A 20,470-nucleotide genomic window follows, 5' to 3' on the forward strand; every position below is an offset into this window, starting at 1 on the left:
AGCACGCCGGGGCTCGGCGAAGGGCGCGAGCCCGGCCGGCGACGAACCCGTCAGCGGAAGGCCGGGTAGAACGCCAGGTCCGCGTGCGGCCCCAGCCGCGCCGCCAAGGCCGCCGCCACCTTCGACGAGAACTCCGAGACCGCCGTCATGCGGACGTAGCCCGCGTGCTTGGCCAGGTCGCGCCACCACGTCACCAGCGCCGCCTCGCGGCTCACCGGGGCCGCGTGGCGGGAGAGGTCCAGTGCGCCCAGCTCCTCGCCCGTGATCAGCCAGACCCGCAGCAGCTCGCTCGACGTCAGGTGGCCGGCCAGCGCCTCGTCGTCGGCGAACGCGGGCCACACCCCCGCCACCTCCGCGCGCCACGCCGCGATCATCGCCTCGCTCATGCCGGCGGGCAGCGCCAGCGCGTCCGGCCAGCTGGCGAACGGCAGCCGCAGGTTGGCGGCGTCGACCAGCGCCGACCGGACCCGGCCGTACTCGAAGTCGAGGAACCGCACTCCCTCGCCGGTGACCAGGTTGTTGTCGGGGCTGAGCTCCACCGGGCTGAACGCGCGGAAGGCCGTCGACCGGGACTGCTCGACGGCGTGCGTGACCGCGTCGAGCACCGCTTCCGGCACCGGGGTGCCCAGCCGGTCCTGGATCAGCGACGGCACGCGCGCGTAGATCTCGTCGACGTCGTCGTGGTCGCACTTCGCCGGCCCGCCGAGACGGCGCAGCAGGGCGTTGAAATCGGCCTCGCGCCCGGCGGTGTTCGCGTGCAGCCGGCCCAGCGACCGGGCCCAGGACAGCAGCGCGCGCTCGGCGGCGCGGGAGTCGCGGGCGTAGAGCTTGTCCTCCAGGGTCGCCGTGCGGCCGAGGTCCTCCAGCACGAGCACGCGGTCGCGGCCGTCGTGGGCCAGCAGCTCCGGGCACATCCGCTCGTCCGGGGACAGCGCCGTGAACAGCTGGTAGCTGACCGCCTCCTGGGCGAACGAGTCCTCCGCGCCCGGCGCCGGGCGGTCCGGGTAGTGCTTGATGACCAGCGTGCGCGGCAGCGCGAAGGACGACGACACCACTCTCGCGCGGACGACCGTGGCCGGTCCGCTGCCCGCGAGGTCTTCGGGCGAAACCAGCGTGATCGCACTGCCGAACCGGCGCGAGAGAACGGACTCGCCCGCCGCGACGGCTGCAGCGATGTCCTGCTCGGCTCCTGCCCCGACCCCAGCGTCGCCGGTGGAGGAGGTGTCGACTGTCATTGTCACCGACCCTACTCGTGACTGAGCAACCATGACTACTGACATCCGGACAACAAGGGGCATCCCCGCCGGATCCGGGTCACCCGCGTGAAAGCGGACGCAGCTCCTCCGGGGAACGTTGCCCGTTCCGGCGCACGATCAACACAACGGCCGCAGCTGCAACGATTCCGATAAGGTTCACGAGCAGCTGCCCGATCGACTGGAGACACCTGCTCCACTCCCCCGCCACGGCCGCAACGACCGCGTATCCCGCGGCCGGCACCGTGGTCACCGAGATGAAGACCCCCACGAGCGCGGCCGACTTCGCCGACGTCATGGCGAGCATCCCGGCCGCGCCGGCGAGCATCGCCACGACCAGCGACGGTACGCCCACCGAGAACACGAAGTCGACCTCGCTGTGCCGCTTCAGCTCGAACGCCTGCGCGCCGAAGACGTCCGTCACCCGCACCAGCAGGGCGCCGCCGAGCGTGACGACCATGGCCAGCGGGAAGCCGATCGCGAGCGCCGCGCCCGCCTGCCGGACCAGGTCCCAGCGCCGCAGCACGAGGCCGACCGCGATCGCGGCGAGCGGCCCGAACTCGGGGCCGACGACCATCGCGCCGACGATCGTCACCGCCGAGTCGGTCAGCACGCCGACCGCCGCGAGCAGGCACGCGATGATGAGGAACGCCAGGAACGTCACGTTGAGCCGCGACTCCTCGCCGGTGCGGGACAGCAGCTCCTGCCACACGACGGCGTCGGCGCCCTCCCCCGGCGCGGCTTCCTCCGCCTCGTCGGCGGCGTCGGACAGGGCCGTGTCGAGCGCTTCCAGGGTGATCCCGCCGGTGCGGTCGAGTTCGAGCACGCACAGCGCGTCGACGATCTCGTCCGCCGCTTCGCGCGCGATGTCGGCCTCGAGCAGGTCACCTTCGGGTGACACGGCGGCACCGCGGTGCACGATCAGGTGCGCGGTGCCGGCGTGGACCCGCAGGATTTCGAGCGCCTGAGCGGTCTTGTCCGGCGGGCACACGGCCCTGAGGTGCAGCACTAGTGCTGCGGGGCGGGGGCGGCCGGCTTCGCGTCGATGCCGGCCTCCTTGCGCTGCTGCGCGGTGATCGGCGCGGGCGCAGCGGTCAGCGGGTCGTAGCCGCCGCCGGTCTTCGGGAACGCGATCACGTCACGCAGCGAGTCGGCCTTGGCCAGCAGCATCACGATGCGGTCCCAGCCGAACGCGATGCCGCCGTGCGGCGGCGGGCCGAACGCGAAGGCGTCGAGCAGGAAGCCGAACTTCTCCTGCGCCTCTTCCTCGCCGAGGCCCATCAACGCGAAGACGCGCTTCTGCACGTCGCCGCGGTGGATACGGATCGAGCCACCGCCGATCTCGTTGCCGTTGCAGACGATGTCGTAGGCGTAGGCCAGGGCGTTGCCCGGGTCCTGCTCGAACTTGTCGATCCACTCCGGGGTCGGCGAGGTGAACGCGTGGTGCACGGCGGTCCACTTGCCGGAGCCGACGGCGACGTCGTCCCCGATGTCCTCGACCGGCGCGAACAGCGGGGCGTCGACGACCCACACGAACGACCAGGCATCCTCGTCGATCAGGCCGAGGCGCTTGCCGATCTCGTCGCGCGCGGCGCCGAGCAGCGGCTGTGTGCTCGCGGCCTTGCCGGCGGCGAAGAAGACGCAGTCGCCGGCCTTAGCGCCCGCCGCGGCGGCGACGTTCTCGCGCTCGGTCTCGGACAGGTTCTTGGCGACCGGGCCGCCGAGCGTGCCGTCCTCGTTGACGAGGATGTACGCGAGTCCGCGCGCGCCGCGCTGCTTGGCCCACTCCTGCCACGCGTCGAGCTGGCGACGGGGCTGCGAAGCGCCGCCGGCCATCACGACCGCGCCGACGTAGGGCGCCTGGAACACGCGGAACGGCGTGTCGGCGAAGAACTCCGTCATGTCGGTGATCTCGAGGTCGAAGCGCAGGTCCGGCTTGTCCGAGCCGTACTTGGCCATCGCCTCGAGGTAGGTGATGCGCGGGATCGGCCGCGGGATCTCGTGCCCGATCAGCTTCCACAGCGCGGTGACGATGTCCTCGCCGACCTTAATGACGTCGTCCTGCTCGACGAAGCTCATCTCGATGTCGAGCTGGGTGAACTCCGGCTGGCGGTCGGCGCGGAAGTCCTCGTCCCGGTAGCAGCGCGCGATCTGGTAGTACCGCTCCATGCCGCCGACCATGAGCAGCTGCTTGAACAGCTGCGGCGACTGCGGCAGGGCGTACCAGGACCCGGGCTTGAGCCGGGCCGGGATCACGAAGTCGCGGGCGCCTTCCGGGGTGGAGCGGGTCATCGTCGGCGTCTCGATCTCGACGAAGTCCTGGTCGTGCAGCACCTCGCGGGCGGCGCGGCTGACCTCGCTGCGCAGCCGCATCGCCGCGGCCGGGCCGCTGCGGCGCAGGTCCAGGTAGCGGTGCTTGAGGCGGATCTCCTCGCCGACGTCGACCCGGTCGTCGATCGGGAACGGCAGCGGCGCGGCCTCGGACAGCACCTCGAGCTCGGTCGCGAGGACCTCGATCTCGCCGGTCGGGATCTCGGCGTTCGCGTTGCCGTCGGGGCGCTTCGCGACCTCACCGACGATCTTGACGCAGAACTCCGAGCGCAGCGCGTGCGCGCGCTCGGCCATCTCGCCCTCGCGGAAGACGACCTGGGCGACCCCGCTGGCGTCGCGGAGGTCGATGAAGATGACGCCGCCGTGATCTCGCCGCCGGGCCACCCATCCGGTGAGGGTGACGGTCTGTCCGGCCTGCTCGGCACGCAGGGTGCCGGCGTTGTGAGTGCGGAGCACTGCGACTGCTCTCCTTCGACATGGGCGGTTCTCGCTGCCCGGAAAGGCTAACGAACCACCCAGCGTACGACGTCGGCAGGTTTGACTTCTGGCGGTGCCAGGTGTCAGAGCACGAACTTCGGGCGGGCCTCCAGCGCGGCCACCAGCCGGTGGGCCTGGGCCAGGTAGGCGGCGACCTGGTAGATGCGCCCGCCGGGGTGCGAGACCAGCCAGTTCGCCGCCGCCGACGCGGACGCGAAGAACGGCTGACCGGCGCAGGCGACGGCATCGACGCGGTCGAGGTCGAAGCCGAGGTCGACCGCGGCGACGACGGCGGAGGCCGGATCGGCCTGCAGGATCCCCCACGGGGTGAGCTCGATGCGGATGCGGGTGCCGGTGACCGGGCAGGTCGCGACGGCGTGCACGCGCTCGTTGGTCGCCAGGGCCAGCAGGAACATGTCGACGGAGCCGTCCGGGCCGGCGCCGAGGGTGCCTTCGGCGGGCTCGAGCCGCTGGTGGCTCCCGCGCGGCGCGGGTCCGGTCGAGACGAGGTCGCGGTGCAGGGTGAAGCCGATCAGCTCGACGAGCCGGCGCGCTTCGGCCGGGGTGACGCCGACGGTCCCGGCGAGCCGGTCGACGCCCACCGGGTGACGGCCGGCCCGGGTCAGCTTCAGCGCGGCCCAGGCGAGCCGGGCCGCCGCGACACGGTCGGTCTGCGAGGTCGTCAACGTCCGGCTCCTTTCGGATCGATCCCTTCGACGTTAGGCGTCGGTGAGGGGGCCCGACAACGACACGATCGGACATTTTCCCGCAAGCACCCGACACCACCCGCCGGGTTACGGCGAACGGTGCAGCGTCACGGTTGTCGGGGGTGACGGCCTCACTCACACGGCCGCCCGGTGGGAGGATCACGTACCGCAATCGTGGTCCATAAAGGACAGTCAAAGGACTCGCCGCGGGTGCTGACCCACTGGGCCGTCAGAGTAGCCGGAATCGCCCGGCGCGCGGGAGCCGTCCCGCTGAGTGAGCACCGGACGCGCTCCGCCGTGACAGGGCACCGCAAGGCCGTCACAGCAACCGCAGCTGCTCGGCGGGCGGTACGTCCTCCCCCCGCGGCGGCACCGGCGGCTCCGGCGTCCGTACCTCGTACCCCGTCTTCGGGGCCAGCCCGTGCCGTCGCAGCAGCGGCGCCACCCGCTCGCCGAGCCGCTCGCGGTACGCCTTCTGCACGTAGCTCCCCTTCGCGTACAGCTCCCGGTAGCGCGGGACCAGCGCCGGGTACGTGCCGGCCAGCCAGCGGCCGAACCACTCGCGGGCGCCCGGGCGCAGGTGCAGCGGGATGACCGTCACGCTCGACGCGCCCACCTCGGCCAGGCGCGCGAACAGCGCGTCGAGGGCCTCGGCGGAGTCGGTCAGCCACGGCAGCACCGGCGCCACCAGTACCGAGCACGGCAGCCCGGCCTCACGGGCCTTGCGGACGAGCTCCAGCCGCGCCTGCGGGCTCGGCGTGCCGGGTTCGAGGCGGTGCTGCAGCTCGCGGTCGAGCAGCGCGATCGACACGGCGAGGCCGACCGGGACGTCCGCCGCGACGCGCTGCAGCAGCGGCAGGTCCCGGGCCAGCACGGTGCCCTTCGTGAGCACCGACAACGGCGTGCCGGACCGCGCGAGCGCCGTGACGATGCCCGGCATCAGCCCGTAACGGCCCTCCGCGCGCTGGTACGGGTCGGTGTTGGTGCCCATCGCGACGGGCTCGCGCCGCCAGGACGGCCGTTTCAGCTGCGCCGCCAGCACCTGCGGGGCGTTGACCTTGACGACGACCTGGGTGTCGAAGTCGCGGCCGGCGTCGAAGTCCAGGTAGGTGTGGGTGTTCCGGGCGAAGCAGTTGTGCGACACCATGCCGTCGGCGATGAAGTCGCCGGTGCCGGTGGTGATGTCGAACAGCGGGAGCTGCAGGCCCAGCGGCTCGATCGCCTCGACGCGCCGCCGGCTGGCGCCGATCACCGAGCCGTCGAGCGAGCGTTTCCAGGCGACCGCCGGGTTGCTCAGGTGCAGGAACCGGAGGACCTCGCCGGCGCCGCCGAGCAACCGGACCTCTTGGCGCGTCGGGAACTTCGGCACTTCGTCGACCTGGTGCGCGAAGCCGAAACCGGTGAGCGCGGCTGCGAAGGCGTCGGCGATCTCCGGCTCGTCGTGCGCGACGGACAGCATGCCGCGGCCGTGGCTGCCGGCGAGGTCGAAGACGCCGGCGAGGAACCCGCGCCGCCAGTGCGCGTCCGGGTCGGCGGGCACCTTCAGGAAGCCGACCGACGCCCCGAAGTCGGGCAGGTACTCCAGCGCCCGCGCGGCCGCGTCCGCCTCCGCGCCGAACCCGCCGGAGCGCAGCATCCCGCACAGGTAGCCGGCGCGGTAGCCGAGCGTCTCGTCGGGCGTCGGCGCGAACCGGCCGACGCCGATCAGCTCGGCCCCGGGGGTCAGGTGCGGCCGCTGGGCGGCGCCGAGCTTGCTGCCGGTGACGTGCTTCCAGCCCTTGGAGGTGAGGAACCGGTGATCGCCGCTCGCGACGAGCCGCGTGCCGTCGTCGAGGGTGACGCGGTAGGCGTCGCGCAACGTCGTCCAGTGCGCGAGCACCGTGGTCGGCACCAGCCGCCGCGCCGCGCCGTGGCCGCGGGTGCCGTAGATCGCGTCGCCGACCTTCAGCTCCGACAGCGCCCGCGTCCGGCCGTCGGCGAGCAGGATCCGGGTGCCGCCTTCCAGGCAGTAGGTGCAGGCGTGGGAGCAGCCACGGTACGGGTTGACCGTCCAGCTGAACGGCACCCCGGAGCCCGTGGGCACCTTGTTCAGCACCGAGCGGGCGTGCACCTCGTGAAAGGTGACGCCGTCGAATTCCGGTGACCGCACGGACCGCACCAGGCCTTCCAGCCCGGGCAGTGCCGGCTCACCCTCCCCTGCTCGCTGCCGATCCCATCGCACTCCGGCAGTCGAACACATGTTCTATTCGGGTGTCAAACGCGTTCGCGGCGGGTGGGACGGGTGGTGCGGATGGGGCGTCAGGAGGTGAATCGGTCCAAGGCGCGGATCTTGTTGGTGGCGTCCAGCGCGGCCACCTTGTAGGCCTCCGAAAGCGTCGGGTAGTTGAACACCGCGTCGACGAGGTAGTCGACCGTGCCGCCGCAGCCCATCACCGCCTGTCCGATGTGGACCAGGTCCGTCGCGCCCGTGCCGAACACGTGCACGCCCAGCAGCTTCCGGTCCTTCGTGGACACCAGCAGCTTCAGCATGCCGTAGCTGTCGCCGGTGATCTGGCCGCGCGCGAGCTCGCGGTAGCGGGCGATGCCGACCTCGTACGGCACCGACGACGACGTCAGCTGGGCTTCGGTCGCCCCGACGTACGAAATCTCCGGGATCGTGTAGATGCCGATCGGCTGCAGCGCGCCGAGGCCGTTCGCCGGCTCGCCGAACGCGTGGTAGGCCGCGAGCCGGCCCTGGTCCATCGACGTCGCCGCGAGGGCCGGGAAGCCGATCACGTCGCCGACGGCGTAGATGTGCGGGACCTCGGTGCGGTAGTGCTCGTCGACGACGAGCCGGCCGCGCTCGTCCGCGGCCAGCCCGGCCTCCTCCAGCGCAAGCGAGCCGGTCATGCCCTGGCGGCCGGCGGAGTACATCACGCCGTCGGCCGGGATGCGCTTGCCGCTGACCAGCGTGGTGATCGTCGCGTCGTCGGACACCGCGACGTCGGCGACCTTCTCGCCGAACCGGAACGTGACGCCGAGGTCGCGCAGCTGGAACTTCAGCGACTCCACGATCTCGGGGTCGCAGAAGTCGAGCATCTGGTCGCGCTGCTCGACCACGGTGACGCGCGAGCCGAGCGCGGCGAACATCGACGCGTACTCGATGCCGATCACGCCCGCGCCGACCACGACGAGCGACGACGGGATCTGTTCGAGCCGCAGGATCTCGTCGGAGTCCAGCACGCGGGCGGCGTCGAAGTCGACGTGCCCGGGCCGCGCGGGCCGGGTGCCGGTGGCGATCACGACGTAGTCCCCGGTCAGCGTCCGGCGGTCCCCGGCGTGCTTGCCGTCGACGACCACGGTGTGCGGGTCGGCGAACGAGCCGAGGCCGGCGATCAGGTCGACGTGGTTGCGCATCAGCTGGGCGCGCACCACCTGGACCTCGCGCCCGACCACGTGGTGGGTGCGCGCCAGCAGGTCGGCGATGGTGATGTCCTGCTTGACGCGGTAGCTGGCGCCGTACAGCTCGCGCTGGTTCATGCCGGTCAGGTAGAGCACCGCTTCGCGCAGGGTCTTGGACGGGATCGTGCCGGTGTTGACGCACACCCCGCCGACCATGTCGTGCCGGTCGACGACCGCCACCTTCTTGCCCAGTTTCGCGGCCGCGATGGCGGCCTTCTGCCCACCCGGGCCCGAACCGATGACGATGAGGTCGTACTCGTGCTCGCTCACGGTGTCGAGCCTGCGCACCCGGAGCCCGCCGCGCAACCCCCAGCGGGTGAAGAGGGGTGCGCGGTCAGGCCCGGAGGGCGCCCCGGCGCCGCTGCCAGTCGGTCACCGCGTCCAGACCGGACTCGATCTCCTCCGTGAGCAACGCCGTCAGCTGGGCCGCGACGTCCACACCGAGCAGCTTGCCGGCCCGGCCGTCCGAGATCAGCGTCAGCGCCTCCCACGGCGACGTCGCCAGCTCGTCCACGGCCACCCCGGCCGGCGGCGGCGTCAGGCCCTCCTCCAGCCCGAACCGCCCGGCCGCCAGCAACGCCGCGACGACCAGGTGGGGCTGGGCGTCGGCGCCCGGGAACCGGAACTCCAGGCGGCGGTTCGCCACGGGCCCGGCCACCCGGACCGATGACGTCCGGTCGTCGTGGCCCCACCGGATCTCGCGCGGGGAGAACGGCGCCGTCCGCAGCCGGACGTAACCGTTCCACGTCGGCGACCACACGGCCGTCAGCGCCCGCGCGTCCCGCAGCACGCCCGCCAGGAACCCGCCCAGCAGGTCCGGCTCGGAACCGTCCACGGCGGACAGTGACAGGTGGATGTGCCCCGAGTTGCCCTGGCCCGGCTCGGGCGCCGCGAGGTAGTCGGCGGTGACGCCGTGGCGCGCCGCGACCCGGCGGACGATCAGCCGCTGCAGCAGGACGTCGTCGCAGGCGGCGAGGGCGTCGCGGTGGCGCAGCACGATCTCGTACTGGCCCGGGTGGCACTCCGCGCGCGCCGACTCGACGCCCAGCCCGGCCTCGTCGAGCGCCACCCGCAGGTCGCGCAGCAGCGGCGCCAGGCGTTCGGTGCCGCCGACCGCGTAGTCGACGCCGTGCGCGGTGAGCGGCGCGCCGGCCGCGTCGCGGAACACCACCTCGTGCTCGATGCCCACCGACGGTACGAGCCCGAGTCCTTCGAGGGCTTCGAGCTGCCCGCGCAGCACCGCGCGCGGGGCCAGCTCCGCGACCGGCCCGGACGGCCACTCGGCGTCGCACACCACTGCCCACGTCCGGTCGCCGAGCGGGATCGCGCTCGCCGCGTCCGGCCGCATCCGCAGGTCGCCGTAGCCCTCCAGGTAGCCATTCAGGTAGCCACCGAGCGTCCCGGACTCCGGCAGCGCCGCGCGCTCGGGCGTCCACGCGAAGACGTAGCTGCAGACGCCGTAGCCGTCGGTGAGGACGTCGGCGGCGAACGGCGCGGCCAGCTCGACAGCGGCGAAGCGGGTGTGCGGGTCGGGCACCAGCAGGAGCAGCCGCGCGCCGTCCTCGGCGAGCACCCCGCGCAGCACGCCTTCCCCGGTCACGGCCGCCGCGCGCCGGGCGGCCAGCGACCGCGGGCCGGCCGGGCGCGCGAACGGCGTCACCACGCGCCGCCGGGATCCGCGCTGTGCAGCGGGTTCGGCACCCGGCCGAAGCGGACGTCGAACTCGTCGTCGCGCTCCACCTTGTCGAAGCCCTGCCCGGCGAAGTGCTCGCGGTTGAGCGTGACGCGCTCGACGTCCGGCGCGAACAGCCGGCACGCGTCGAACCGCGCGGCGACGTCCGGGTTCTCGTCGCGGTAGCGGCCGACGATCTCGCGCACCGGCGCCCAGAACCTCGCCCGCGGCAGGCCCAGCTCGTCGAGCAGCACCTCGGCCCAGAACCGGAACTGCCCGGAGAACACCGAGCTGAACAGCGACTGCGCGAGCAGGTGCGCCGGCCAGCGCAGCATGTCGGCGGCCGCCTCGGGCGGGAGGCTTTCGTAGCTTTCGAGCTGTTCGTCGAGCAGGTCGACGCCCTGCGCGAAGTCCTTGATCAGCACCCGCTGCGGCACGCCGGCGGCGTCGGCGACGAGGATCAGGTTCTGGCCGTGTGGGCAGAACCCGACGCCGTGGCGCAGCAGCCACTGCAGCAACGGCGTGAGCGTCAGGTCGAACAGCCGCGTCAGCCACGCCTCCGGGTCGCCGTCGCCGATCAGGTGGGCGAGCACCGAGACGCCGTCGGGTCCGCGATAAGGCAGTGCGGCGAAGGAAATCGCGCGCTCCCCCTCCGCGAGGTGCGCGGTGAGGGGTTCCCGCCACAACGCGCCCAGGGTCTCGTGGAACCGGTACGGCAGCTCCTCCAGGTGCCCGAACAGCGGGTGCTTCACCGACACGCTCGCGACCTCGCCGAGCAGCCCGAAGCGGTACTTCTCGGCCAGCAACGGATCGCCCGCGCTGACCCGGCGCAGCCACGACGTCACGGACGGCCCGGCGAGCGTGGCCGCGGAGTTGAGCCCCCGGTAGACGAGCGTGTTGCGCACCGACACCGCGGTCTTGACGTCGTGCCGGCCGGGCGTACTGACGTTCGCCAGCGTCCGGACCGTCTGGTGCGCGCGGTAACCGTCGGCGCTCTCGCCGAGGTCGATCATGACGCCGGTGGCCAGCTCGGCGGCGTAGAGCGTGCCGAGGATTTCGTCGGCCTGCCACGGGTGCACCGGCACCCACACGTAGTCGTCGGGCGCGCGGCCGGCGAACTCGGCCCGCAGGTCGCCGAGTTCGGCGGCCAGCAAGGCGTCCCGGCTCAGCTCGTCGACACAGCGGAACTCGGCGTGGCCGGGGTGGACGGCGAACCAGCGCAGCCGGACGTCGGCCCCGGCCTCCGGCGCGAACCGCGCGCGGTCGAGCGCGGAGAAGCCGACGCGGCCCTTGTTGAGCACCAGCCGCGGGTGCCCGGTCAGGTGGCCGTCGGCGACGTTGTAGTCCAGTGTGGACAGCTCGGCCGCGGTCGGCGCGCGGCGCAGGCGGGCGGCCTCGTTCGCGACCGTCGCGGTCAGCTCGGCCAGCACGTCGGCCAGCCGCAACCCGCTGAGCCCCAACGTCTTCCGGGCGTCCACGACGAGCGTGCGCGGGTCGGTGGCCGGCTCGCCGGACCGGTGCGCGCTGCCCGCGACCACCGTCCAGGCGTCGAAGGCACCGCGCCGGGCCCGGAAGGTGTAGGTGACGTCGTCCGGCAGCTCGAGCCGGTAGCTGTCGCCGCCGGTGACCGGCTCCAGCATGTGCTCGTACGACAGCTCGCCGAGCATCTTGTGCGTGATCAGGGCACCGGCCGCGCGCCAGGCGGCCGCCTCGTCGATGCTCACTTGTCCTCCAGGCCGAACGTGGTGAAGGCGGTGCGGTCGGGCAGCTCGTGCACGGTCTTGCCGCACACGGCGTTAAGGATCACGGCCGCCCGCCAGGCGCCCAGGCCGAGGTCGGGGGCGCCCGGCCCGTGCGTGTGCCGTTCGGCGTTCTGCACGAACAGCGGCCCCGGCAGGTCGAGGGCGACGCGGTGGTCGGCGCCGACCACCAGCCGGCCCCGGTCGTCGCGGTGCACGGCGTCGCCGAGCCCGGCCAGCAGCGACCCGGTCGGCGTTTCGGTGTAGCCGGTGGCCGCGACGACGGCGGCGGTGCGCACGGTCCCGTTGCGGCCCTGCTGCGCGTGCCGGAGCCCCAGGTCGACCTGTCCATCCACAGTGGACGCCGAGACGACCTCGACGCCCGGGCTCAGTACGGCGGCGGGCCAGCCGCCGCCGATGCTGCGGCGGTAGAGCTCGTCGTGGATCGCGGCGATCGTCTCGGCGTCGATCCCCTTGTACAGCTGCCACTGCGTGGGCAGCAGGCGGTCGCGGACCGCGCTCGGCAGGCCGTGGAAGTAGGCGGTGTAGTCCGGGGTGAACTGCTCCAGCCCCAGCTTCGAGTACTCCATCGGCGCGAACGCCGGGGTGCGCGCGAGCCAGCGCAGGCCGTCCACAGTGGATCGCGAGCGCAGCAGGTCGAGGACGACCTCGGCCCCCGACTGCCCGGACCCGACGACCGTGACGCTCTCGGCGGCCACCAGCGCGGCCCGGTGGGTGAGGTAGTCCGCGGAGTGCAGCGCGAGCGTGTCCGGGTCCGAAACCAGGTCCCGCAACGGTTCCGGCACCGACGGCACCGAGCCGACACCGAGCACGACGGCGTCGGCCAGCACCGGTTCGGCGCCGGCGACCGTCAGCTCGAACGCCGCTTCGGCCGCGTTCCAGCGGACGCCGGTGACCTCGTGGCCGAACCGGCACGACGGCAGCCGCGCCGCGGCCCAGCGGCCGTAGTCGTCGTATTCGGCGCGCGGCAGGTGGAACCGCTCGGCGAAGTAGAAGGGCAGCAGCCGGCCGCGGTCGCGCAGGTAGTTGAGGAACGACAACGGGTTCGTCGGGTCGACCAGCGTCACCAGGTCGGCGAGGAACGGCACCTGCAGGCTCGCGCCCTCGACCAGCAGGCCGGGGTGCCACCGGAACTCCGGGCGGGCGTCGAAGAACACCGCGTCCAGGCCGCCGACCGGGGCGGCGAGCGCCGCGAGCGAGAGGTTGAACGGCCCGATCCCGATGCCCGCCAGGTGGTGGCGCCTCACGAAGCGACCGGGCTTTCCCGGTTCGCGACGAGCTCGGCGCCCGCGGTGGCGGCGATCCGGTCCAGCAGCGGGCGGTAGTCCTCGACGGTGGTGCCGGGGTGCAGCAGCGTCAGCTTGAGCCACAGCTGCGGCGCGCCGCCGGGGCCGGTCGGCAGCGCGGCCCGGCCGATCACCGCGGTACCCGCCTCCAGCAGCGCGCGACGCACCCGGGCGACCAGTTCGTCGGCTTCGGCGTCCGCGAGGTTCTCGGCGACGACCGGGCGCAGGACGACGGTGGACAGCTCCGGCGCGCCCCAGAGGCGCAGGCCGGGGTGGGCGTCGACGACGGCCGCGACCTCGCCGGCGGTGTCGCAGCAGTGCTCGACGAGCGCGCCGAGACCGTCGGTGCCCAGCGCTCGCACGGTGACGGCCATCCGGAACGCGTCCGGCCGCCGCGACGTGCGGATCGAGCGGCCGAGCAGGTCCGGCAGGCCGGCCTCGGTGTCGTCGTCGGCGTTGAGGTACTCGGCCCGCACGGTCAGCGCGCCGAGGTCGGCGGCCTCGCGGGCGGCGAAGAGCCCGGCCGCGACCGGCTGCCAGCCGAACTTGTGCAGGTCGAGCGCGACGGAGTCGGCCTGCTCCAGCCCGGCGAGCTGCGTCCGGAGCGCGGTGCTGCACAGCGCCATCCCGCCGTACGCGGCGTCGACGTGCAGCCGGGCGCCCGCTTGGCGGCAGATTCCGGCGATCTCGGGCAGCGGGTCGATCGTGCCGGTGTTGGTGGTGCCGGCGGTCGCGACGACGACGGCGGGCGTGCCCAGGTCGCGGAGGGTTTCGGCGAGCGCGGCCGGGAGCAGGCGATCACCCTCGCACGCGACGACGACCGGCGCGGGCAGGCCGAGCAGCCAGGCCGCGCGGGCCACGCTGTGATGGGCGTTGACGCCGCAGACGGGCCGGACGTGCGCGTCCCGCTCGCGGGCCAGCAGCAGCCCGAGCAGGTTGGATTCGGTGCCACCGGTGGTCACGACGGCGTCCGGCGCGGCCGCGCCCGGGTAGCAGAGGCGGGCGATGCCGGTGGTGAACTCGCGTTCCAGCTCGCTGGCCACCGGCGCCTGGTCCCAGGAGTCCATCGACGGGTTGAGCGCGCTCGCCACGACGTCGGCGGCGACGGACACCGCGAGCGGCGGGCAGTGCAGGTGAGCCGCGCAGGCCGGGTCGGCGGGATCGGCCGAGCCCGCCGCGAGCAGCCGGCTGAGCTCCTCCAGCGCGGCTTCGGCGCCGACGCCGTGGCGTGGCAGCGCGCCCCCTTCACCGGCGAGCGCCGCGGCCACCGCGGCGGGTCCGCCGGCCGGCACCGGCCCGCCGCGTTCGGCCACCCCGGCCGCCATGCCGCGCAGTGCCGCCGGGATCAGCTCCCCGAGCCGGTCAGCGCCGCCTTCGCCCCCGGCCAGCCCGTCTGCCCGCATGGACCCCCGCCTTCCTTAGGGTTGCCTTGCCTACGCTGAGCAACAGTACGGCGACCGAAGGCTGCCTGTCACCCGGCCCCGTTCCAGCATGCGCGACCGAGCGGCGGGAACGCGTCGGCCATCGGGAGTAGGTTCGGCCCCGAAGGTGACCGGCTGTGACGACGGGCTGCGAGCGCGGATCGCCCGCCGTGGTGGCCACTCCGGACGCCGTGTTGGCCACTCCGGGCATCGTGTTGGCCGTTCCCGGCGCCGTGGTGGCCACTCCGGGCATCGTGTTGGCCGTTCGGGAACGGCCGGGCCGCCCGGCAACGGCCAACACAGTGACCGGAGTGGCCACCACGGCGACCGGAAAGGCCGGGCTAGTCCGAGTCGGGGCGGCCGAGGCGCCTGCGGACGCGGTCTCGGGCCTCGATCAGGCGGGTCGCCCGGCCGTCTTCCCGGCCGGCGCGGCGATCGAGCTTCCAGTCGAGGTAGTCGGCGAGCGCGCGGTCACCCCACTTGCGCTTCACCCGGCGACGCCGGGAAAGCAGCCGTTGTTCCGCCGCTTCCGCGCGGACATCGTCGGGATTGCCTGTCGCCGCGCGCAGGGTGAGGCTTTCGTGCGCGCGGTTGGACCGGCGCGCGAAAGCCTTGCTGCGCGGCAGGTTCTTGCGCGACGACTTGGCGTTCTCGCCGTAGTCGTCGCGCCGGTCCTTCAGGTAGCTGAGCCGCTTCTTCTCCTGCGGCGTCTTCCTTCGCATCCGTCCAGGGAACACCCGATCGCCGCTGCGCGGCAACCGGGTTTCCCGTGGTCGGCATCCAGGTCAGCGCGGGGCCAGGGCCCGGACCTGCTCGAACGGGTCGCCGCCCGTGGGGAGCAGCGCGATGATCGGCGTGGTCAGGCCGTTGTCCACATAGGACTGGATCTGCTCCCGGCACGAGTCGAGGCTGCCGTGGACGATCAGGTCGTCCACCACCGCGTCCGGGATGACCTGGTTGGCCTTCTGGCGGTCGCCCGCCGCCCAGGCCTCGTGCATCGGGGCGAGTGCCTCGCCGCGGCCGAGCCACTCGTGGAACGCCGCGTACACCGGGACCGTGAGGTAGCTCGAGATCAGCATCCGACCGAGGCCCCGTGCCGCGGCGGCGTCCTCGGTGGGGCAGACGAAGATCCGGGCCGCCAGCTCGACGTCCGGGCCGACGACCGCGCGCACCTTCGGCACGTCCGTCGGCGCCAGCCAGTTCGTGATCGCGCCGTCGGCCTCGCGCGCGGCCAGCCGCAGCATGCCCGGGCGCAACGCCGCCAGCATGATCGACGGCGGCGGATCAGCCGGGCGCTCCAGGCGGAACTTCGAGACGGCGAACGTCTCGTACTTCTCGCTGACCTTCTCCCCCGTCAGCGCCGAACGCAGGAACCGCAGCGTGTCCCGCGACCGCGCGAACGGCTCTTCGAACGGGGCCGCGTTCCAGTTCGAGACGATCACCGGCGACGACGCGCCGATGCCGAGCACGAACCGGCCCGGCGCCAGTTCGGCGACCGTCGCCGCCTGCATCGCCAGCAAACCCGGACCGCGCGTGTAGACCGGCACGATCGCGGTGCCCAGCCGCAGCTGCGGCGCCCACTGCGACGCGAGCACGAGCGGCGTGAACGCGTCGGTGCCCGCGGTCTCCGCCGTCCACGCGTCGGTGTAGCCCAGGTCCGGCAGCTGCTCGACCAGCTCGCGGTGCGCCGTCAGCGGCACCCCGGTCAGCGGGATCGTGAGGCCCCAGCGGCTCATGCGTTCTCCTTGTCCACGACGGAAAGCTCACGCAGGATCCAGTCGACCTGGGTGCGCATCAGGTTCTCCGCGACCTCTTCGGCCTGCGGCGTCATGTGGGTGGCCCCGGCCAGCGGCAGGAACACGTGCGGGCGGCCCTTCGCCAGCAGCGCCGACGACAGCCGCAGCGAGTGGGCGACGAACACGTTGTCGTCGGCCAGCCCGTGCACGATCAGCAGCGCGCGGCTCAGCTCGCCGGCGCTCTCGATCAGCGAGTTGTGCGCGTAGCTCGCCACCTCGTCCTGCGGCTTCCCGAGGTAACGCTCGGTGTAGTGCGTGTCGTACAACGACCAGTCCGTGACGGGCGCGCCCGCGACCGCCGCGTGGAAGACGTCCGGGCGGCGCAGCACGGCCAGCGCGGACAGGTAACCGCCGTAGGACCAGCCGCGGATCGCGACGCGCTCGACGTCCAGCTCCGGGAACCGCGCCGCCGCGGCCTGCAGCGCGTCGACCTGGTCCTGCAGGGTGACGTCGGCGAGGCGGCCGTGGATCTCGCGCTCCCACACCGCGCCGCGCCCGGGCGTGCCGCGGCCGTCGGCGACGAGCACCGCGAACCCCTGGTCGGCCAGCCACTGCGACGTCAGGAACGCGTTGCGGCTCTGCAGCACGCGCTGGGCGTGCGGGCCGCCGTACGGGTCGAGCAGCACCGGCAGCTTGCCCTCGCTCGGCTCGTACCCGCGCGGCAGCAGCAGGGCGGCGCGCAGGCCGCGCTCCCCCAGCGTCAGCCAGGTCAGGTTCGGCACGATGTCCGGGTCCACAGTGGACGACGCGATCGACACGGCCTCGGCGCCGTCGCGCAGCACCGAGACGCGCGGGCCGCTGTGCTCCAGGCTCCACGACGACAGCACGGTCACCGCGACGGACCCGGCGCCGTGGTGCACGCCGTCCACAGTGGACACCCGGTGGATCGAACCGCTTTCGGTGCGGTAGACGTGGATCTGCGTCGAGTCCTCGTCGGACGCGCTGAAGAGCAGCTCGTCGCCGACGTCGAGGACCGCGCGCAGCTGCAGCCCGGCCGGGGTGACGGGGTCGTCGCCGACGTAGAGCCGGTGGTCGCCGTCGACCATCCGCTCGGTGACGAGGCGCCCGTCCGGCGTCCACGCCGGGACGCCGCCGACGATGTCGATCCAGTGCTGGTCGGCGGCGGTGTGCACGACCGACGTCGAGCCGTCGGTGACGTCGAGGGCGAGCACGTCCAGCCGCGTCTGGTCCCGCGGCTCGACGGCCAGCAGCGGCGCGCCGCCCGCCGACCAGTACACCGAAGCGAGGTACTCCCACTCCCCCGGCGCGACGTCGACGCGTGAGCCGTCCAGGCCGAGGACGGCCAGCGTGACCAGCGCGTTCGTGGTGCCCGCGGCCGGGTAGGCGACGACGTTGGCCGGGTTCTGCGGGTTGGCCGGGTCGGCGATGGTCCAGCGCGGCACCGGGCCGCGGTCGGCGCGCTCGGCCAGCAGCGCGGCGCCGTCCGGGGCCCACCAGTAGCCGCGGGTGCGGTCCATCTCCTCGGCGGCGATGAACTCGGCGAGCCCCCAGGAGACGTCTTCGTCGTCCTCGCCCGCCAGTACCCGGTCGTCGCCGGTGGCCAGCTCGATGACGTGCAGCCGCCGGTCCTGCACGTACGCGACGTGCGTGCCGGTGGGGCTCGGCCGCGGGTCGATGACCGCGCCGTCGACCCGCAGCGTCACCTCGCCGGACGCGAGATCCAGGGTGTAGAGCTTGCCCGAGAGCGTGAAGGCCGCGACCGTGAAGCCCGCGTCGACGCCGTAGTGGACGACCCCGCCGCCGGTCTCGCGGGCCCGTTCGCGCCGCGCCCGCTCCTCGGCCGGCAGCTCCTCCTCGCCGGGCAGCAGCTCGGCGGCGTCGACGACCTTCGTCTCGGCGCCGGTCGCGAGGTCGGCCGACCAGAGGCTGTGCCGCGGGTCGGTACCCGACTCCGCCCGCAGGAACAGCACGCGCGAACCGTCCGGGGCGACCCGGAACGCCTTCGGCGCGCCGAGGGTGAAGCGCTGGGTACGGGCCTGTTTGCGGAGGAACGGGAGATCGTCGACATCGGTCACGCCCGCACTCTTCCAGACGCTCAGGCCGGTACGCCAACACCCTTCAGCTTCGCCAGCTCGGCGTCGACGTCGTAGTCCGGCTGCGGGAACTTCGGGTCCAGCTCGGCGAGCGTCTCGATGAGCAGCTCCGCGACGGCCCAGTTCCGGTACCACTTGTGGTCGGCCGGCACGACGTGCCACGGCGCGTACCCGGTCGACGTCTTCTCGAAGATGTCGGCGTAGGCCTTCTGGTAAGCGGGCCAGTGCGACCGCGCCTCGAGGTCGCCCGGGTTGTACTTCCAGTGCTTCTCGGGCGTCTCCAGCCGGGCCTTCAGCCGCTTGAGCTGCTCCTCGGGCGAGATGTGCAGGAAGACCTTGACGATGGTGGTGCCGCCGTCGGTCAGCTCCTTCTCGAACGCGTTGATCTCGCTGTAGCGGCGGCGCCGCTCCTCCGCGCTGAGCAGCCCGGACACCCGCGGGACCAGGATGTCCTCGTAGTGCGAGCGGTCGAACACGCCGATCTGGCCGGGCACCGGCAGCTGCTTGCGGATCCGCCAGAGGTAGTGGTGGCGCCGCTCGGCCGCCGTCGGCGCCTTGAACCCCGAGTAGCGCACGCCCATCGGGTTGACCAGGCCGAGCACGTGCGAGACCGTGCCGCCCTTGCCCGAGGTGTCCATGCCCTGCAGCACCAGCAGGACGTTGCGTCCCCCGCCGCCGACGCCCTCGGCGTAGAGCGCCTCCTGCAGCGCGGACAGCCGCTCGCCCGCGGTGCCGAGCTTGGCGAGGGCCTTCGGCTTCTTGCCGGGCCCGACCGGCGCCGAGCCCGGGTCCGGCAGCTCCCCGGTGATCCGCAGCGCGTCCCGGACCCGGCTTCCCTCGTCCTTCTTCTTGGCCATCCCGCGACGATAGCCAGTCGAGCGGCGGCTTTCCTGTCGACGCACCCGGCCGGGTGGCGCCGCAGCGATTCGGGGGTCCGATCCGCGGATTGCGCAACGAACAACGGGTGAAAGCAACGATTCCCGGCTGAACTCTGCGTCTGAGGTCTCTAACCTGAACGCATGACGACGTTCGCCGGCCGGGAAACCGCCGCCCCCACCGCCGCGAGCTTCATCGAGCTCGACGAGCAATGGAGCACGCACAACTACCACCCGCTGCCCGTCGTGATCGCCGAAGCCTCCGGGGCGACGGTGACCGACGTCGAAGGCCGGTCCTACCTGGACTTCCTGTCCGGCTATTCGGCGCTGAACTTCGGCCACCGCCACCCGGACCTGATCGGCGCCGCCGTCGAGCAGCTCGGCCGCGTCACGCTCACGTCGCGGGCCTTCCACCACGACCAGCTCGGCCTGTTCTGCCGCGAGCTGGCCGAGCTGACCGGCACCGAGATGGTGCTGCCGATGAACTCGGGCGCCGAGGCCGTCGAGTCCGCGGTCAAGCTCGCCCGCAAGTGGGCGCACACGGTCAAGGGCGTGCCGGACGGCACCGCCGAGATCATCGTCGCCGACGCCAACTTCCACGGCCGGACCACCACGATCGTGTCGTTCTCGACCGATGAGACCGCGCGTGCCGACTTCGGCCCGTTCACCCCGGGCTTCGTCACGGTGAAGTACGGCGACGCCGCCGCCCTGCGGGATGCGATCACCCCGCGCACGGCCGCCGTCCTGCTCGAGCCCGTCCAGGGCGAAGCCGGCGTCATCGTGCCGCCGGCGGGCTACTTCGCCGACGTCCGCGCGGCGTGCGACGACCACAACGTGCTACTGATCGCCGACGAGATCCAGTCCGGCCTGGCCCGCACCGGCACGGTGCTGGCGCTGGATCACGAGGGCGTCCGTGCCGACGTCTACACGCTGGGCAAGGCCCTCGGCGGCGGCATCCTGCCGGTGTCCGCGGTGGTCGGCAGCCGCGACGTGCTGGGCGTGCTGAAGCCGGGCGAGCACGGCTCGACGTTCGGCGGCAACCCCCTGGCCTGCGCGATCGGCCGCGCGGTGGTGAAGCTGCTGCGGACCGGCGAGTTCCAGCAGCGCTCCACCGAACTGGGCGCCCACCTGCACGCGCGCCTGACCGAGCTGGTCGGGAGCGGGCTGTCCGAGGTCCGCGGCCGCGGCCTGTGGGCGGGCGTCGACATCGCCCCCGGCGGCCCCGAGGGCCGGGTGGCGTCCGAGGCCCTGGCCGCCCGCGGCGTGCTGTGCAAGGAGACGCACGACCGCACGCTGCGCGTCGCCCCGCCGCTGGTGATCACCCGCGAAGAGCTGGACCGCGGCATCGACGCGATCGCCGAGGTCATCCGCCCCGCCTGACCGCTCGACTGTCCGTG

The 20,470-nt window shown here is 73.1% G+C and carries 15 protein-coding genes; 1 reads left to right on the forward strand and 14 read right to left on the reverse strand.

Annotated elements, in window-relative coordinates; translation table 11 throughout:
* Positions 1–50: 50 nt before the first annotated feature.
* The 14 genes from ACLJQZ_RS05655 to ACLJQZ_RS05720 form a co-directional block, all read right to left on the reverse strand.
* Entirely contained in the window at positions 51–1,235 is a 1,185-nt protein-coding gene (locus tag ACLJQZ_RS05655; RefSeq protein ID WP_410618976.1) for a phosphotransferase, read from the reverse strand.
* A 79-nt stretch (positions 1,236–1,314) separates the two neighbouring features.
* On the reverse strand, positions 1,315–2,262 hold the full coding sequence (locus tag ACLJQZ_RS05660) for a DUF389 domain-containing protein (RefSeq protein WP_410618977.1): 948 nt from the start codon (positions 2,260–2,262) through the stop codon (positions 1,315–1,317).
* Positions 2,262–4,040, reverse strand: coding sequence for an aspartate--tRNA ligase (gene aspS, locus ACLJQZ_RS05665; protein WP_410618979.1), 1,779 nt, complete (start codon positions 4,038–4,040; stop codon positions 2,262–2,264). The genes ACLJQZ_RS05660 and aspS overlap by 1 nt, the downstream gene beginning before the upstream one ends.
* 104 nt (positions 4,041–4,144) lie before the next feature.
* A complete protein-coding gene (gene merB / locus ACLJQZ_RS05670) occupies positions 4,145–4,747 on the reverse strand; it encodes an organomercurial lyase (protein WP_247049093.1) in 603 nt (200 codons plus the stop codon).
* Between the two features lie 340 nt (positions 4,748–5,087).
* On the reverse strand, positions 5,088–7,007 hold the full coding sequence (locus tag ACLJQZ_RS05675) for an intein-containing Rv2578c family radical SAM protein (RefSeq protein WP_410618980.1): 1,920 nt from the start codon (positions 7,005–7,007) through the stop codon (positions 5,088–5,090).
* Positions 7,008–7,066: 59 nt separating this feature from the next.
* Positions 7,067–8,479, reverse strand: coding sequence for a Si-specific NAD(P)(+) transhydrogenase (sthA, locus tag ACLJQZ_RS05680; protein WP_328649744.1), 1,413 nt, complete (start codon positions 8,477–8,479; stop codon positions 7,067–7,069).
* A gap of 64 nt (positions 8,480–8,543) precedes the next feature.
* Positions 8,544–9,869, reverse strand: a complete 1,326-nt coding sequence (locus ACLJQZ_RS05685) for a glutamine synthetase (RefSeq protein ID WP_410619069.1) — start codon at positions 9,867–9,869, stop codon at positions 8,544–8,546.
* Positions 9,866–11,605 (reverse strand): IucA/IucC family protein, encoded by a 1,740-nt coding sequence (locus ACLJQZ_RS05690; RefSeq protein ID WP_410618981.1) that lies wholly within the window; start codon positions 11,603–11,605, stop codon positions 9,866–9,868. The genes ACLJQZ_RS05685 and ACLJQZ_RS05690 overlap by 4 nt, the downstream gene beginning before the upstream one ends.
* Complete coding sequence (locus ACLJQZ_RS05695; protein ID WP_410618982.1) at positions 11,602–12,888, reverse strand: lysine N(6)-hydroxylase/L-ornithine N(5)-oxygenase family protein; 1,287 nt, start codon at positions 12,886–12,888, stop codon at positions 11,602–11,604. Before ACLJQZ_RS05695 ends, ACLJQZ_RS05690 begins: the two co-directional genes overlap by 4 nt.
* Positions 12,885–14,330, reverse strand: coding sequence for a pyridoxal phosphate-dependent decarboxylase family protein (locus ACLJQZ_RS05700; protein ID WP_410618983.1), 1,446 nt, complete (start codon positions 14,328–14,330; stop codon positions 12,885–12,887). The genes ACLJQZ_RS05695 and ACLJQZ_RS05700 overlap by 4 nt, the downstream gene beginning before the upstream one ends.
* A 359-nt stretch (positions 14,331–14,689) precedes the next feature.
* Positions 14,690–15,070 carry a hypothetical protein gene (locus ACLJQZ_RS05705; RefSeq protein ID WP_410618984.1) on the reverse strand — a complete coding sequence of 127 codons (381 nt, stop codon included), beginning with the start codon at positions 15,068–15,070 and terminating at the stop codon, positions 14,690–14,692.
* Positions 15,071–15,133: 63 nt separating this feature from the next.
* Complete coding sequence (locus ACLJQZ_RS05710; RefSeq protein WP_410618985.1) at positions 15,134–16,084, reverse strand: LLM class F420-dependent oxidoreductase; 951 nt, start codon at positions 16,082–16,084, stop codon at positions 15,134–15,136.
* Positions 16,081–18,180, reverse strand: a complete 2,100-nt coding sequence (locus ACLJQZ_RS05715) for a prolyl oligopeptidase family serine peptidase (protein ID WP_410618986.1) — start codon at positions 18,178–18,180, stop codon at positions 16,081–16,083. The genes ACLJQZ_RS05710 and ACLJQZ_RS05715 overlap by 4 nt, the downstream gene beginning before the upstream one ends.
* A gap of 20 nt (positions 18,181–18,200) precedes the next feature.
* A complete protein-coding gene (locus tag ACLJQZ_RS05720; protein WP_410618987.1) occupies positions 18,201–19,055 on the reverse strand; it encodes a PPK2 family polyphosphate kinase in 855 nt (284 codons plus the stop codon).
* Between the two features lie 162 nt (positions 19,056–19,217).
* Between ACLJQZ_RS05720 and rocD the strand changes: the two genes are divergently transcribed.
* A complete protein-coding gene (gene rocD, locus ACLJQZ_RS05725) occupies positions 19,218–20,453 on the forward strand; it encodes an ornithine--oxo-acid transaminase (RefSeq protein ID WP_410618988.1) in 1,236 nt (411 codons plus the stop codon).
* Positions 20,454–20,470 lie beyond the last annotated feature (17 nt).

The organism is Amycolatopsis sp. cmx-8-4, from assembly GCF_046548675.1.
Lineage (GTDB): Bacteria > Actinomycetota > Actinomycetes > Mycobacteriales > Pseudonocardiaceae > Amycolatopsis.

What these genes read in the sequence shown, in the direction of transcription:
- ACLJQZ_RS05655 (WP_410618976.1), bottom strand. Translation starts at nt 1,235, where the DNA reads ATGACAGTCGACACCTCCTCCACCGGCGACGCTGGGGTCGGGGCAGGA.
- ACLJQZ_RS05675 (WP_410618980.1), bottom strand. Translation starts at nt 7,007, where the DNA reads ATGTGTTCGACTGCCGGAGTGCGATGGGATCGGCAGCGAGCAGGGGAG.
- ACLJQZ_RS05700 (WP_410618983.1), bottom strand. Translation starts at nt 14,330, where the DNA reads ATGCGGGCAGACGGGCTGGCCGGGGGCGAAGGCGGCGCTGACCGGCTC.
- ACLJQZ_RS05705 (WP_410618984.1), bottom strand. Translation starts at nt 15,070, where the DNA reads ATGCGAAGGAAGACGCCGCAGGAGAAGAAGCGGCTCAGCTACCTGAAG.
- ACLJQZ_RS05710 (WP_410618985.1), bottom strand. Translation starts at nt 16,084, where the DNA reads ATGAGCCGCTGGGGCCTCACGATCCCGCTGACCGGGGTGCCGCTGACG.
- ACLJQZ_RS05720 (WP_410618987.1), bottom strand. Translation starts at nt 19,055, where the DNA reads ATGGCCAAGAAGAAGGACGAGGGAAGCCGGGTCCGGGACGCGCTGCGG.
- rocD (WP_410618988.1), top strand. Translation starts at nt 19,218, where the DNA reads ATGACGACGTTCGCCGGCCGGGAAACCGCCGCCCCCACCGCCGCGAGC.